This is a genomic window from Peribacillus sp. 05N428 (assembly GCF_056397085.1).
In genome coordinates, this window is the sequence record NZ_JBFTMS010000014.1 from 103,386 (window position 1) to 119,269 (window position 15,884).

Annotated in this window: 15 protein-coding genes; 4 read left to right on the top strand and 11 right to left on the bottom strand. The window is 38.4% G+C overall.

What is annotated here, in order from left to right; genetic code table 11:
- Nucleotides 1-69: 69 nt before the first annotated feature.
- On the bottom strand, nucleotides 70-1,284 hold the full coding sequence (locus AC1DIV_RS15015; protein ID WP_340875962.1) for a M20 family metallopeptidase: 1,215 nt from the start codon (nucleotides 1,282-1,284) through the stop codon (nucleotides 70-72).
- 119 nt (nucleotides 1,285-1,403) lie between these two features.
- Complete coding sequence (locus AC1DIV_RS15020) at nucleotides 1,404-2,636, bottom strand: MFS transporter (RefSeq protein ID WP_340878497.1); 1,233 nt, start codon at nucleotides 2,634-2,636, stop codon at nucleotides 1,404-1,406.
- A gap of 414 nt (nucleotides 2,637-3,050) precedes the next feature.
- Here AC1DIV_RS15020 and AC1DIV_RS15025 point away from each other — a divergent pair, with 414 nt between their 5' ends.
- Nucleotides 3,051-4,463: a sigma-54 interaction domain-containing protein gene (locus AC1DIV_RS15025; RefSeq protein ID WP_340875961.1), complete on the top strand. Its 1,413-nt coding sequence runs from the start codon at nucleotides 3,051-3,053 to the stop codon at nucleotides 4,461-4,463.
- 197 nt (nucleotides 4,464-4,660) lie between these two features.
- Here AC1DIV_RS15025 and AC1DIV_RS15030 read toward each other — a convergent pair whose 3' ends face one another.
- The gene (locus tag AC1DIV_RS15030; protein ID WP_340875960.1) at nucleotides 4,661-5,083 is read right to left on the bottom strand and encodes a VOC family protein; all 423 of its coding nucleotides are present in this window, start codon (nucleotides 5,081-5,083) and stop codon (nucleotides 4,661-4,663) included.
- 203 nt (nucleotides 5,084-5,286) lie between these two features.
- Between AC1DIV_RS15030 and AC1DIV_RS15035 the strand changes: the two genes are divergently transcribed.
- Nucleotides 5,287-5,697: a potassium channel family protein gene (locus AC1DIV_RS15035; RefSeq protein ID WP_340875959.1), complete on the top strand. Its 411-nt coding sequence runs from the start codon at nucleotides 5,287-5,289 to the stop codon at nucleotides 5,695-5,697.
- Nucleotides 5,698-5,890: 193 nt separating this feature from the next.
- On the opposite strand, the gene abc-f is transcribed toward AC1DIV_RS15035, so the two are convergent.
- The 7 genes from abc-f to AC1DIV_RS15070 all read right to left on the bottom strand — a co-directional run bounded on the left by abc-f (nucleotide 5,891) and on the right by AC1DIV_RS15070 (nucleotide 13,342).
- On the bottom strand, nucleotides 5,891-7,519 hold the full coding sequence (gene abc-f, locus AC1DIV_RS15040; RefSeq protein ID WP_340875958.1) for a ribosomal protection-like ABC-F family protein: 1,629 nt from the start codon (nucleotides 7,517-7,519) through the stop codon (nucleotides 5,891-5,893).
- Nucleotides 7,520-7,964: 445 nt separating this feature from the next.
- A complete protein-coding gene (locus AC1DIV_RS15045) occupies nucleotides 7,965-8,834 on the bottom strand; it encodes a cation diffusion facilitator family transporter (RefSeq protein ID WP_340875957.1) in 870 nt (289 codons plus the stop codon).
- A 191-nt stretch (nucleotides 8,835-9,025) separates the two neighbouring features.
- Nucleotides 9,026-10,039: a sensor histidine kinase gene (locus AC1DIV_RS15050; RefSeq protein WP_340875956.1), complete on the bottom strand. Its 1,014-nt coding sequence runs from the start codon at nucleotides 10,037-10,039 to the stop codon at nucleotides 9,026-9,028.
- The gene (locus tag AC1DIV_RS15055; RefSeq protein ID WP_340875955.1) at nucleotides 10,036-10,707 is read right to left on the bottom strand and encodes a response regulator transcription factor; all 672 of its coding nucleotides are present in this window, start codon (nucleotides 10,705-10,707) and stop codon (nucleotides 10,036-10,038) included. The genes AC1DIV_RS15050 and AC1DIV_RS15055 overlap by 4 nt, the downstream gene beginning before the upstream one ends.
- Nucleotides 10,708-10,725: 18 nt before the next feature.
- On the bottom strand, nucleotides 10,726-11,691 hold the full coding sequence (locus AC1DIV_RS15060; protein ID WP_340875954.1) for an alpha/beta fold hydrolase: 966 nt from the start codon (nucleotides 11,689-11,691) through the stop codon (nucleotides 10,726-10,728).
- A gap of 181 nt (nucleotides 11,692-11,872) precedes the next feature.
- Nucleotides 11,873-12,424, bottom strand: a complete 552-nt coding sequence (locus AC1DIV_RS15065) for a dihydrofolate reductase family protein (protein WP_340875953.1) — start codon at nucleotides 12,422-12,424, stop codon at nucleotides 11,873-11,875.
- Between the two features lie 72 nt (nucleotides 12,425-12,496).
- A complete protein-coding gene (locus AC1DIV_RS15070) occupies nucleotides 12,497-13,342 on the bottom strand; it encodes a hypothetical protein (protein WP_477576752.1) in 846 nt (281 codons plus the stop codon).
- A gap of 209 nt (nucleotides 13,343-13,551) precedes the next feature.
- Between AC1DIV_RS15070 and AC1DIV_RS15075 the strand changes: the two genes are divergently transcribed.
- Nucleotides 13,552-13,878 (top strand): antibiotic biosynthesis monooxygenase family protein, encoded by a 327-nt coding sequence (locus tag AC1DIV_RS15075; protein ID WP_421162080.1) that lies wholly within the window; start codon nucleotides 13,552-13,554, stop codon nucleotides 13,876-13,878.
- 540 nt (nucleotides 13,879-14,418) lie between these two features.
- Here the strand turns inward: AC1DIV_RS15075 and AC1DIV_RS15080 are convergent.
- Complete coding sequence (locus AC1DIV_RS15080; protein WP_477576753.1) at nucleotides 14,419-14,976, bottom strand: GNAT family N-acetyltransferase; 558 nt, start codon at nucleotides 14,974-14,976, stop codon at nucleotides 14,419-14,421.
- A 493-nt stretch (nucleotides 14,977-15,469) separates the two neighbouring features.
- Here AC1DIV_RS15080 and AC1DIV_RS15085 point away from each other — a divergent pair.
- Nucleotides 15,470-15,884, top strand: a 415-nt coding sequence (locus tag AC1DIV_RS15085) for a hypothetical protein (protein WP_477576754.1), incomplete at its 3' end; no start/stop codon positions are given.

The window sequence follows — 15,884 nt, forward strand, 5'->3', positions numbered from 1 at the left end:
ACAATGACTATACTTTGTTGTGTTCTAGTTTTTCAGCCAATTCAGCCTACAAAACATAATTGATTTCTACTAAGCTTCTACTTGATTCATTGAATCGGCATCTCTGTTTGAGAGATAATTAAAAACCAATGTAATAAACATCTTTCCGATATACAACATTGATTTTTCATCTACATCAAATTTCGGATGATGATGCGGGTATATCGCATTCTTCGTAGGATTCGCACCTCCCACGTAGAAAAACGTTCCAGGAACCTTCTCTAGATATAAGGAGAAATCTTCCATTCCTGTTAACGTATACGGCGGGATTTGTATTACTTTTTCCTCTCCCAGAAGATTTTTTGCTAACTTGTCCGCTTTTATTGTTTCCTCCGGATGATTCCACAAAGCGGGATATCCTCTCTCGTACTTAAATTTCACAGTGGCTCCTGCACCTTCGCAGTTAGATGTTGCGATTTGGCCAATGGCTTCTTCTATCAAAACCTGCACGCTTTCCTCGAAGGTTCGTACCGTTCCAGTAATTTTGGCTGTGTCGGGAATGACATTAAAAGCCTGTCCGCTTTGAAAAGAACCAATCGAGACAACCGCTGTTTTAGACGGATCAACGCGGCGGCTGACGATTTGCTGCAAATTGAGCACCAGTTGGCTGCCCACCACAATTGGGTCTACCGTCAAATGAGGAGTCGCTCCATGCCCTCCTTTCCCATAAACCTCAATTTCAAATGTATCTCCTGCCGCCATTATATATCCCTCTCCAACAGCAACCATACCAAGCGGAAGAATGGAAGATACATGGGCTCCATAAATGACATCGACTCCATCCAGACAGCCATCTTCAATCATGGGCTTTGCTCCTCCTGGAATTACCTCTTCCGCAAACTGATGGATAAAGACAACATTTCCTTCGAGCTCATCCTTCACTTCGCTTAATACTTTGGCTACTCCAATCAAAGCTGCTGTATGAATATCATGGCCGCAGGCATGCATCACCCCAGGTATACGGGACTTGTACTCCACGTTTTTCTCGTCTGATATCGGCAATGCATCGAAATCCGCGCGCAGCGCTACTGTCTTGCCCGGTTTCCCTCCTCTCAAGAGTCCAACTACTCCTCTTCCGCCAACTTCTGTTCTTACTTCCAATCCCAAGTTGGTTAAAAAATCAGCGATCATTTTTGGGGTATTGATCTCCTGGAAGGATAATTCAGGATACATATGAAGATCTCTGCGAAATTTAACCAACTCCGGATATAACTCTTGAAGTCTACTAAATAAGTTTTTTAGCATCATTACCACCCCGATATTTGTTCTAGCATTAATCCACCGGATTGCTTATATACATGATCAACATTTCAGTTCCACCTTACTAAATTTGTTTTCCCATTAGCCAAACACCACTATTTTACTTAGACATTCGACTGTATTTGATCACTCACGTCCCCGTGAGAAACAAGATTGCTGTTTCGAATGGTTAGTCCGAACAGCGCGGAGGACAAACCAGCCGCAATTAAGAACCAGAAAGCGCCGTCGTAAGAACCTTTTAATTCTGAGATGAGTACACCCATCATGATCGGTGCAATGAATCCACCAATCATCGATCCCAGATTCATAATTCCAATCGCGGAACCAATCACACTCTTGTCAAACAATTTGTGAGGGAGTGCGTATACTGCACTAAACACAAAACCATAAAAGATTGATGACAGTGTCAAATAAGTAAAGACCATTCCAACATTAGGTGCGAAGAGTGCTAAAAATAAAAATACTGTGTAAAAAAGTCCATTCATTAAAAAGTACATTTTCTCCCTACCGGAAAATTTGACTAGCAACCAACCACCCGCTGCCGTTCCCAGAGTTGCGGCCGTAGTCGGAAGGAGTCCCAACACCCCTGCAGAAACCAAATCTAAATGGCGTACTGTTACCATATACATGGGCAACCATGAAGACGTGCCCCACGAAGCAATGCTGATTGAAAACCACGTTAGGACCAATGCCCATGTCTGACGAGTTTTCAATAAAGAGAGCATGGAATCCTTGTTTACTGGTTGTTGTTCTTTTGCTTCTTCCAATTGAATCGGAATACGAATGTATTTCCAAAGCAGTACTCCGATGATGACACCTGCTGCTCCAAGAGCAAAGAACACGTTCCTCCAGCCTAACCAGATTAGGAGTGTTGGCACAAGAACACCCGTAATTAGACCGCCAAACGAATTCGATGACATTAAGATGGACTGTGCCTTACCTTTTTCTTTCTGAGGGAAATACTCAGCGATGGCTTTTGCACATGCAGCAGGATATCCCCCCTCCATAATTCCGAACAAAAAACGAATCACGATTAAAGCGGTAAACGACCAAGCGAAACCGGTGAAGACTGTAAAAAGCGACCAGAGGACAATAGAAAAAATAATCACCCTTCGGTAACCCAACTGATCTGTCAGCCAGCCGGCCGGAATTTGCATGATGGCGTAAGCCAAGAAGAAGGCGCTGATTACTGTTCCCGTGGCAGCCGGACTAAGATTGAATTCTTGACCAATTGGCACAACAGCTAGATTCATAACTAACCGGTCCATATAAGAAACCATATAACCCACAAATAGGAGAGACAAAATGAACTTCCTGTTGTCCCCTTGAACAGCCATACCCTTCACAAATCATAACCTCCCCTTAATGATGCCCAGCAAATAATGGATGGCAGCTTGCACCAAGTTTCTGTAAAAAGGCAACTTCCTCTTACGACAGTTCTTCAATTTAGTTCATTACGAATTTACTAACTCAAGTGCATTATTTTTTGTTTTCTTATGGATCTCTTTACCTCCTTTACACCAATTTGTTTATGCAAATTTTATGCCAAGAAAAAGATCACTTTACAATGAAAAAAGGACGTAAACGGGTTTATTTATTTTAATATTCTGAATATTTACGGTATAATTTTTATTAATCGATTCAATTGAATCGAAATTGAATCAACGCTACTCAAAATAATGATGAACTTTGAATTATTTTCGATTCAAAATAAACGGTGGATCCACCCGTTATCAAAGGAGAGACAAGTGATGAATCAGAATATGTCAACCATCGAACCGGAATATTTATTCAAAATCATGAACTTCATGAATAAACCTATTTATATAACCGATAAGAACGGTATGATTCTTTTTGTTAGCGACATGAGCTGTAAGCTGATTGGGAAAAAGAAAGAGGAGCTAATCGGAAAAAACGTCTCACAATTGGAAAAAGAGGGGTTCTTCAAGCCGTCTGTTGCAAAAATAGTTTTAGATAAGAAACAAAATGTCAGCGTCATTCAACAAGGTGGAGAAGGAACAGGGGTAATTACAGGACATCTCATATTGGACAAGAATGATGAACCAAAATATGCAGTCACATTGGGTTATGATATTCCAGATTTCGTCGGTTACAGTTCTCAAATTAAAATTGAAGAATTGGATTCTGCTTTTCGGTATTATTTACAAGAATTACAAAAACTCAAAGCGAAACTTGTACGGACCAAAGAAGTACCTTTTTTTATCGGACAAAGCCGGGTCTATGATATGCTCAAGGAAACAATTGAAAAAGTTGCCTGTGTGGAAACGACCGTTCTTATTACAGGGGAAACAGGTGTTGGAAAAACGCTTATAGCTGAACGTATTCATCATCTGAGTGACCGGAAAGATCGTCCGTTTATCCATCTTAATTGCGCAGCGATTCCGGAATTGCTCCTGGAATCCGAATTGTTCGGCTATCAAAAAGGAGCGTTTACCGGGGCAAATGCGAACGGCAAAACCGGACTTGTCAAACTTGCGGAGAAAGGCACCCTTTTCTTAGACGAGATTGGCGAACTCTCACATTCTTTACAGCCCAAACTCCTTCAATTGCTGCAAAATAAAACATACATGCCGATTGGAGCTTCCCAAACGGTACAAGCCGATGTGCGTATCATTGCAGCTACCAACAGTAATTTGGAGGATATGGTCAAAGAAGGGAAATTCCGGGCTGATTTATATTATCGCCTCCATATTTTACCGATCCGCATACCCTCGCTTCGAGAGCGGAAGGAAGACATCTTTTGTCTCCTTCAGTATAATTTGGAGAAGTTTAATTACTTGCATAACCATAAACGAGTGCTTTCTACAAAAGTGGTCGAAGTGCTTCAAAACTATCATTGGCCTGGAAATGTACGGGAATTGGAAAATATAATTGAGCAGCTTGTCATTATGGCAAAAGAGGATGAAGTTGCAATTCAGGATTTGCCAAAACGCTTGATCGGTTCAGTCTCCGAAGAGGTTTCTATCTCTTTAAATGCAGGAAATTCTTTACATGAAGTTTTGGAATGCGTCGAAAAAAGAATGATCACACAAGCATTCCATCATCATAAAACAACCCGCGATGCGGCAAAAGCACTGGGCGTTACTCAGTCATTATTTATGCGAAGGTTGGCGAAATATGAGATTACAAAAGAAGAAAAATAAGCTGGAACGGTGGATGCCGCCGTAACTGATAAAAATGTTAGGAAACCTTGACAGTGTGAGGGGCCAACCAAAAGTCATGCTTTTTTGTAAAAAAAAAAGCACTTAACCCCTTGGTAAAGTGCTTTTTTCAATTTTTCACCTCATTCGCTTTCTGCATTCTCCTTATTCTGGAGATGACGCTGCCAACCAGGCTTTCATTATTCTTTAATATCCCACTGCGGATTCCAAACGACTTCCCAAAGGTGTCCATCAGGATCTTGAAAGTGTGCAGAGTATCCTCCCCAGAAAGTGTCATGTGCCGGATCGGTTATGATCGCGCCAGCTCTTTTTGCTTTTTCCAACACAATATCCACTTCCTCTTTACTGCCTACATTGTGACCAAGGGTAAATTCAGTAGGACTTGCCGGAGACAAAGGAACCTTGGCCTCATGAGCTATATCCCTTCGATTCCATATGGCAAGCTTTAGGCCTTCTTGCAAGTCCAAAAAGGCAACGGCTCCATGCTCAAATTCTTTGCCCACTATTCCTTCTGTTTGAAATCCCAGGCCATCCCGATAGAATTCCAGCGATTTTTCCAAATCATCCACACCTAATGTAATGACAGTAATACGTGGCTTCATGATTGTCCCCCTTCTTACTTAGTTTCTCCTTCTATTGTTTACCAACGCTTCTAGTTCAAACCAAATCAAAATAAACAGGTTTTTTTGTCAATCTAAACTGAATTCCTGTATAGTAGAATGATTAACTGATCCAGCTCGAATATCAGGATTTACTCATTCACTTTACTTAAAATGTAATGATCCGCAAGGAAAAGCGATTATCAATGATTTCATTTATCCTCACCTTGAAACGTTTTCTAAAAGCGCTCTGGTCCGCTTTTAAACTGAAGAACTTCCAGGTTCTTTTCGTCTTGGTCCTCGTTATGTTATTTTCCGGCACGATTTTCTATGTTAAGCAGAAAGGTCTTACTGTGATTGATTCCCTTTACTTCTGTGTTGTTACTCTTAGCACGGTTGGGCATCCCAGCTTTGAACCGCAGACAACATTAGGAAAAGTGTTTACAATGATTTATATTGTAGGCGGCACCGGATTATTTATGGGCTTAATAGGATACCTAGCATACGCAATCATAAAGAAACCGGAAAACGAGAGCAACAGCAACAAAATCTTAATGCATAGGAATGCTTATAATAATTGGCATTCCTTTTTGATTGGTGTAAATAATCGCTTCTAATCAAATCCCCATCTAAATGAGTCCCTTCTGCATAAACTTGGTTAATTTTAACATTACCTATCTTTTTTTTCATTATTTTTCACTAATCCAATTCATTGGTTGGTATTGAAAGTGTAAAATTTCTCTCCACTTTAACCGCTCTTTATCCAAGAAAAGGCCCCTCTTGTTTGAGTGGGGCCTTAATATGTTGCATTTAACCTTCAAGCTCTTTTTTCTTGTTCAAGAGTTGGAAGTATTCCCTATCCAATTCCTCTTTTTCCTCTTCCTTCATAACATTGGATAGTTTACCAAGTGTCTCGATGATTTGCACTTCAATCATAAGAAGCTCAGCCTGTTTATCTTCAAGGCCATCCTTGCGAGTGGCCGATTTTGTTGATTCCTTATTTATAACACTTACTCTCGGAGGTTCATTTTCAAATGAAAGTGAATGTGTTGCAAGAGATTGGATCAATGAACGATCATGAGTCACAAAAACGATCGTTCCTGGATATGCTTTTAACACTTCGGTTAAAGCCTCTTTAGTATGAATATCCAGGTAATTTGTAGGTTCATCCAAAACCAGTACATTATAGTTTCCCAAAAAAACTTTTGCTAGGGAAGCCCTGACTCTTTCCCCACCGCTTAAAAGTGAAACTTGTTTGTGAACGTCATTTCCTTTAAAAGCTAATCGTGATAATAGTGTACGAATGAAGGCTTGATTGTAGGGACTGTCCTCCAATATATTTTCGAGAACCGTTTTACTTTCACTCAAATTTTCTTGTTGTTGGGCAAAAAATCCAATCTTTGCTGGCATCGCGACATATAAATCTGGGTGCCTTTCCACTATCTTTTTCAATAATGTCGTTTTTCCTGAACCATTTTGACCATTGATGGCGAGTCTGCAAGCTAAGGGGACATCTCCAAAAATATGTTGTTTCAGCACCCGTGACCCGACTTTCAGGGAACAGCCATTAAATCGAATGACCCTTTTGCTATGCAAAGATGGAAATTCTGAAATATCAAAGATGATGGGGGGATCTTCCCTCGGTTTTTCTTTTTTTGCTAATTTTTCGATTCGAGTTTCGATCGCTTCAGCAGAACGGTTCAATTTCGCCTTCTGTTTCCCGGAGCTCCGTTTATGCAGCCTTGCTTCTGAATTACCCATTCGTTTAGGGGCTTTCCTAATTGAATCGGATTTGGCTTGAAGGTTTTGTGCAGCCTGTTTCAACCGGTTCTTTTCACGGCTATACTCTTCATATTGCTTATTTTCCTTTTCTGTTTTTGCCTGCTTTTGTTTGATATACGCTTCGTAATTCCCTTCATATACCGTTACCTTGCCTTGCTCAACTTCCCATATTGTTGTACATAGATGATTCAAGAATGCTTTATCATGTGAAGTAAGCAAAATAGCGCCATTAAAAGATTTTAAATCCTTTTCCAATTGTTCAATTCCGGATATATCCAAATGGCTGGCAGGTTCATCCGCGATCAATACATCCGCATTGGAAGAAAGGGCTGCAGCGATTTTTCTTCGAGTTCGTTCACCGCCGCTTATGATTTCTTGATCCTCATCGGGCAGTTTCCATATGCTCGTTAATACCCCGCTTATTTCTTGTTCAGTTTCTTCCATCTGCGGGATATAGCTGACTGTTCCATAGCTCTCGATATGACCGGAATCGGCTTCCCTCACTCCCGCTAGTATAGAAAGCAGGGTCGTTTTACCTTCTCCATTCCTGCCAACCAAACCAACACGGTCATGACTGTAAAGATGAAGTGTATCGACGGAAAGAACTTCACGGCTTCCGTAGCTTTTCTTTAAATCATTCGCTTTTAAAAATAACATAAAAAAATCCCCCTCCATTTTTCTAGAGAGAGATCGCCTGTTACTAAATTAATATACATAAACCAAATATACCTCTTCTGATTGGATATCAGAAAAAGTAATTGTATATGAATTAGTACCTATAAACGAACAGACGAATCCCATCTCTAAACATAATCATTAAAAATCTCACATGGGTATCCAAAAAGATTCTTGTTCAAATGAAAAAATGAATTCACTTTACTTACCGATAAAGCAAACAAAGTGACACGTATTTGCATTGAACATATCTAACCGATTGCACCCATTGAAATTGATTCAGATTTACTGTTTATTAGATAAGATTACTGCTTCATTGTATAAGGTACCTTTTCCTTCCAATGTAATGAATTAATGATTGCATATTATTCATATGTTTGTAAAGCAGATTTATACCTTTTTTGTTAATTCATATTGAAAGAGACAGTTAATTGGGCTCTACATGGACATGAACGTCATACACTCCATGATCTTTCATCATCACTTTTTCTACATGTGTCGCTATATCATGTGCTTCTTTAATATCCAAGGTGGAATTGACAAGGATCACAACATCAATCACTTCATTGTTCCCGTAATTTCTTCCTTTAATTTCTTTTATCCCCTTGACTCCATCCACATTTGTAATTACATCCTTATATAGATGAATTTTATTTTCATCAAAACCGTCAGAAAGTTCATGCGAGGCTTGACTGAATATATCCCAGGCTGTTTTGCATATTAATAATCCAACAATGATGGCAGTAAGGGGATCAAGCCAAGGCATGTTTAATTGGGAGCCGAAAATCCCTATAGCTGTTCCTATACTTACCCAAGCATCGGAAATATTATCTTTCGAAGCTGCCATAACTGCTTTACTGTTAATTTTCATAGCAAGCTTTTTATTATATCGGTATACAAAATACATGGCTATTGCTGATAAAACACCTACATATCCGGCAATAATGTCAGGTGATTCCTTTCCACCTTTAAGCATGGAAGCAACAGCATCTATCAATACTTGTACACCAACAGCAAACATGATAAACGAAGCTACCATTGATGCAATCGTTTCACTCTTCCAATGGCCATAACCATGATCTTTATCGGGGGGTCTTTGTGCTAGCCTTAAACCGATCAGTACGGCAAGTGACGCGATAATATCAGTCGTGTTGTTCAGCCCATCCGCTTTTAAAGCCGCTGAGTCGCTTATGTATCCGATAGCTAGCTTCATGACTGATAGACAAATATAAGCAATAATACTGATGATTGCACCACGTTCGCCTAATTTGAGGTCATTATATTTTTGTTCTTCCATTCAACTTCCCCCCACAATTAAGTACCTGAATATCATATCAACTTAAAAATGGGTGGGTCTATAGCAACCTTTTTGTATCTCTTTATATAAGTAAGTGATATATAACTATGTTGCATGAGGCAAACTATCTGAAAAGAATGATATTGATGAATCCCTGACGAAATCCCCGGATGTCATCCCCGCAAAATATCCTAATTCAACTGAGATTCATATGTATTTTCGACTGTAAAACTAAATAAAGTTCCGCTTTCATTAGATTCCAAATTATATTTTATATATAGTGTCTTAGCTATATCCTCAATTATTTTTAAGCCAAGTCCCTTACTTTTACTTTCGATATTAAAACCAATTCCATTATCCTTGATACTGACCACATTATTTTCAATGGTTATCACAAGTTTATCAGCCTTCGAATGGTTTAATACATTTTGAAAGACGTTATCGAATAACCTTTGCAGCCACAAGTCATTACTCATCCATTCCAGCTCTCCATTTAAAGGATGATATATTAATTCAATACCATGCATGTTATACAAATAGCCCCATTTTTTAACCATCATTTCTAATAAAGCGTGCATATTCACTTTATCATTCAAGATATAAGAATTATCTAATTCAGCTGTGGATTGAATATTATATTCATTTGTTAATTCAGAAATATAATTTATTTGTTGATATAGTGATTGTAATAGTGGAGCTTGTTCCTTATATTGGCCTTCTAAATAAAATAATTGTAACCTTACTGCTGTTAAAGGTGTATTGATGTCATGCCTTAATTTATTTAAGAGTTCCTTTTTCATTTCCTCTTGTTGCTTTAATTCCAATTCCCGATAGGTCGTTCTTTCAATTAGTAAGTTTACCGATTTAGTTAATTTCCCGATTTCATCATTGTTATTAACCTCTAATTTATTCGGAATTTCCTCATCACTAGCTAAATTCCTGATAGTTTCATTCAATATATTTATTTTATTTAATAGTGAGTTAATAGATTTGGAAAATAAGAAGGCTAACAATAATAATGATAAAATGAAAACTCCCAGCATTGTAGGATATGCAAAAGATTCATGAAAAGGAATGTCACCATTTTTAGTTTTAAAGGCCCAATCATAAATTAGTGACATAAGGATACTGATCATCAGTAAAATACATGGCACGCTAATAACGGCACTGAATAACAATAGCTGGTATTTTTCCTTTAATTTCATTTCTTTATATAGGTATTCAATCTATACCCTTCTCCATATATATTTTGGATGATTTCACCGGTGTTATCATTGATTTTAGTTCTAACTTTTTTTATATGTACATTCATAATATTTTGATTCCTATCTTCGAGCTGCCATAAATATTCAAAGAAATGTTCTTTCGTTAAAATCCGATCCCTATTTTCATATAAATAGAAAAAAATTTTACGCTCTATCGCAGTAAAAACCACTTCATTATGCAAGTCATTATTGAATACCCTCTTATGTTCGGCATCAATATATAAATGTTTAATTTGTGCGAAAGTACCATATTGACTTTCCAGCAACTTCTCCATTCTTAGTAATAGCTCCTTGGGATCAAAAGGCTTAGTCATATAATCCTCACCAATTCTCAAACCTTGAAGTTTGCTATCCATATCATTTCGGGCAGATAGAAAAATAACTGGAATATTCAATCCTAGACTTTTTAGTTTCTTTGTAATTTGATAGCCATCATCTCCTGGCAGCATAACGTCCATAATGACTAAATCGATTTCATTGATGATATCATTAATATCTTTTCCTTCTTTTATCCAACATACATTGTACTCTTCGCGTTGCAAAATTTTTTTCAGTAAATCACCAATCATCCAATCATCTTCAACAATTAAAATATTATATCTTTTCATCACAAAGCCTTTCTTTATTCATTTGATAAATTTCATGGAAAGATCATATATCACATCAGGCGCATACAAATAAATGCTGTGCGTCCCTTTCAGTTTTATTACATCCGCTTTTAATAGTTTCTCTGCAAAATCCTCATAATCTTCGTTTTTTTGTTTTGTATATTTTGAATTTTTATTTTCATCGGCTATCGCATCTAAAAATAAAATGGGTGTATCTTTTGGTATTGGCAAGTTAACTGATTTTGTACCATTATTGTAACTCTGTAAAAGTTCTTGCTCCATATCATCATTAAAAAACTGTTTATAAGATAGTGTTTTATACATTTCCTTTTCATGGTCAGTCAAAAATGATTGCCGGATCACTTCGGGATTATAAACAGCAGAAGGTACAAGACGGTGCAAACCCATTTTCGTTAAAAGATTCACTCCTCTTACTGTCAATGAATCAACCATGCCCATTTTATGAGTCACATATTGGTGCGGTAAACCAATATCCAAAGCAATAATTCCCTTTACTTCACTCGGGTATTTTTGTGCCCAGTAAATAGCCTCAATACCTGATACCGAGTGTGGAACCAAAATATAAGGAGGTTTATTTCCACTTTCCATTAACGATTTCCTGCTTTGTTCCAATATTGTATCGATATCCCTATCATCATGAAAAACATCACTGTATCCATATCCAGCTCTTTCAATGACTGCAATCTTATTTTCTTTTGCAAACTTACTATATAATCCTTTCAATTCATAAACAGGAGCAGCAATTCCGGAACCGGACATAAAAACGTATGTATCCTCACCGCTGCCTTCCGTATATACATTAATTTCTTTGTTATTAAAATCAACGGGTGTCCCTTCACTAGTTAATGATGATTCCTTTCCCTTTTGATAATTATGGTAGATAAAAACAGCTATCGCTACAAATAAGATCATAGCAAAGAAGGTAAAAAATATATTCTTTGATACTTTTACTATTTTTCTCATATAGAAAACTCCTTTCAAGTTATACTGAAAGGGTATATGTTAAAAATAAATTTCTAATAAATTTTCTTTGTATATTTTCACTAAGAAAAGTTTAACTTTTAATGACCAGTGAATTTCATTAGAAAAAGGCTGCGCCAAAGCAGCCCTAACTATTGAAGGAAAGAAACCCTCTACCCTATTCCTACGTATAAATAATATTATATGTAGGTTTAAGCACCCCGTTTGGATATTGTTTCATTTCAACTAAATCCAATTTTAGACTTGGCTTAACACTGCCGAAAAGAGGGATGCCTTCACCGATTATGACTGGATTCACTTTCAGCACCAATTGATCAATGAGTTTATGTTTCAATAACGTTCCAGCCAGTTCTCCGCCCCCGCAAAGCCATAGCTTTCCGTCACCTTGCCACTTAAGGTTTTCAATAAACGCAACGGCGTCACCTTCGATAAGTTCTACCTCCTCATTCGATTCAAACTGAAGGGAGCTCGAAAATATATAATGTTTCAAACCCTTATAACCTGGTTCACCCGGTTTAGCTCCGAATTGAAATCCAAATTCATATGTTTTACTACCCATCAACACCGCTTCATAATGCTGGATATCGGATAAAAAGTCCGGGACATGCTCTCCTTCAAATAAGAAAAAAGAATGATTGATATCCCCTTCCAACATTGCTTGGTCGGCAATGAAATTATCCAGTGAAACTGCTACATGATATACCAATTCTGCCACTTAGCATCCCTCCAAAAGTGATTACACATTTTACCCGAACAAAGAGTGTGCCATAACCGATTGTAAAAGGTATCAGATAGCCATATCGATAATTCTTTTGATATGGTCTTCATTTGTTTCGACACCCAATTGAGTACATAAGTATTCATTTAGTCTGAGGAATTCCGGGATCATACGTCTCAGCGTTTTAATAATTTCATTTGAATTGCGCCCACAATCCCAACTTTCCAACAGGGATAATTGCTTTCCAGCTAATTTACTTCTATTGCCCTCGATTTTTGTCCATGCTCCATAGGGGACATCCATATGTTGTTCCATTTCCATATACCAACCAGACACAATCAGCCACCGTATCCTATCAAGATTGGATAGTGCATATAACATTTCCCTTCTCATAACGGCCCTGTAAGTTTCATGGACAAAAGCAAGCAGCTTTCCTCTCCAATGCTCAACTTCATCCGGTGTAGGTTTATACACTTTCTTTGCCGATTCCTTAATAACAGGACTCATAATATTAAAAGGATCATAGATGACTTCTACCTCTTTTAACCAGATGGAGGGAACAATTTCCTCAGGTGCATGATACCAGCTATCCACTTTCACAAAGGTATTATAATGAGTGACGACATACGGTGAATAAGGATTGCAGTCTTCGTGAAATGAAACATCTCCCCAATTATTGGCTCTCTCCCTTTTTCCCATTAAAAATTCTGCTTTACGTTTTGGAATTACAATGGTGTGCAAATCTATATCGGAGTAGTGATCATCGTTTCCTTTTGCTAATGAACCAGCTATGTAAATAGCCAAAACATCAGGATCTGCCGTTAAATCTTTTAATGCTTTTTCCAAAATAATATCGCGTTGTTTCGGTAAATACGCATCTCTTTCTATATGTTTGCTAACGAATCCCGCACACAAGACCATCTCCTTTTTTTGTAAAACCGTCAAAGTAATATATATTCGTGAATTAGAATAAAATCCCTTTAGCAGTATTGCCGTGTCAGATATATATACCGCTTCTTACCGCCTTGTTTTCTTTGCTAAGTACCTGCTTTACCGGGTATCTATCCATGCATCTTCCGATATGATATTATTTTGAATATTAAGTTAAAAGGAGGCATCATTTCATGTTTTTTGCAAATACCCCCGAACCGCCCTATTACGCTTGCATTTTCACTTCCCAAAGAAGCGATAAGGATGCCGCAAGCTATAATTCAACCGCTGAATTCATGGATGAACTTGCCGCTAAACAAGATGGCTATTTAGGAGTCGAAAGCGTGAGAGATCAAAACGGGTTAGGAATTACCATATCCTATTGGAAGTCCTTGGATGCCATAAAGCTTTGGAAGGAAAATGCCGCTCACAAAAAGGCACAAGAAAAAGGTATGAAAGATTGGTACTCGTCATACACTACCCGAATTTGTAAGGTTGAAAGAGATTATACAAGCAAATGAGTAAACTAAGATTTATGTATATATAGTTATAAAAAAACCGCTCTACTATTTTGGGTTTGTAAATTTAAACGTTGATTTTCCATTCCAGGCACTCGCTTTCCGCGGGCGGTCCGGGAGCCTCCTCGGCGCTCTTCGCGCCTGTGGGTCTCCCTTGGACGCGCTTTTCCCGCAAGAGTCTGGTACCTTCCATTTTAATCAACTAGATTTTTTTCACTTTAGGATGTTCATCCCAAACCATGTTAAAGACTAATTCCCATTATGGATTTTTACTGTTTTGTGAAACACTTATTAAATTGGACAATTTCACCATACCCTTGGAGAGTAACTTTCAGATACCAAAGCACTTTGCGGTTAGAACTTTTTTAACTGAAATCAAACTAGCTTTCCATTGAGTTTGTCTTCAGCATGAGACCGCTAAACCCCAATTGGTGATCATCCTCTCAGCAAAATCGTAAAAGAGCTTCGGGATGAATGCATTCCGAAATCCACTTTTGTCGACAAACAGGGACCGCTTCTTAAATGATCTTCACAATGAATTAATTAAAAGGAAATTCCGTTAAGATCTTCTTTTATGAGTGAGTACATGTATAAATCATCGAATTTGCCACGGGTAAATTCATAATGCCTAAGAAGTCCTTCTCTTCTAAATCCTTGTTTTTCCACTAGTTTTTGGGATGGGTGATTATCAGGTTCAATTAAAGCTTCAATCCTTTCCAGGTGAAAGTGGCGATAACCATACATAACTACGGCTTCCAATGCTTCACTCGCAATGCCTTTTCCCCAATGGTCTTTACTTAATTCATATCCAATTTCAGCACGATGGTGTTTGGTTACCATATTCAGAAAACCACAACTTCCTATAACCTTACCGGAATCTTTTAATGTAATTCCCCATCTAATTCCCGAACCTTTTTCGAATATAGATTCGTACCACTTAATTTCATCCCATACATCATTTACTGTATCGAATGGATCTAAACCCATAGGCTTCACCACATCTGTATCAGATAGATATTTGAACATGTCACCCGCATCTTCCAGTGTTACTTCCCTTAATATCAATCGTTTGGTTTCAATAACCGGAAATACCTTCTCCATCAAATTCCCTCCTCTAAATCCCCTTTTCCATATTTAACTATTTTAATCATTACCTAATTAAAGAAGATAATCAACGCATTATTGCTTAAAAAATTAATGTTAATAACTAAAAGGCGTCCCTACTTTCCTAGAAACGCCTTTTTCCCGTTTTATTTAATTCCTTCATTAAATGAATTTTTTGTTTCCTTTACTGCTGAAATGATTAAAAACATGGTCTTCGATTTTCATCTTTCATTTCAGGAACACTTTTTTTACATTTCATTAGAAGGCATCGGTTCCTTTACTGCTTTATTGCTGAACAAAACAACTTAAGTGCTATTAGTGTTTAAAATTCAATATGAGGCAAAAAAAACAGCCATTAATATTTGTTGTCTTTTATTTTGACAACAATAAATAGGCAGCCCTGTTTTGTTGTCCATCAATGTCCATATAGGACCCTTCCCACCCTTTGTACATAGTCTGAAGGGTAAACAAAAAAAGGAGGATTTCTTGAATGTATAATTATAACGCTTATTACCCTAATGTGCATTATTATATAGATGGAGAACGAATACCTGGCCCGGGCGGCCGTCAATGGGACGGACACGGCGGTGGTCATGGCGGCGGTCATGGTGGCGGTCATGGTGGCGGTCATGGTGGCGGTCATGGTGGCGGTCATGGCGGCGGTCATGGCGGCGGTCATGGCGGCGGTCATGGCGGCGGTCATGGCGGCGGTCATGGCGGCGGTCATGGCGGCGGTCATGGCGGCGGTCATGGCGGCGGTCATGGCGGCGGTCAATGGGACGGACACGGTGGTGGTCATGGCGGCGGTCAATGGGACGGACACGGTGGTGGTCATGGCGGCGGTCAATGGGACGGACACGGTGGTGGTCATGGYGGCGGTCAATGGGACGGACACGGTGGTGGTC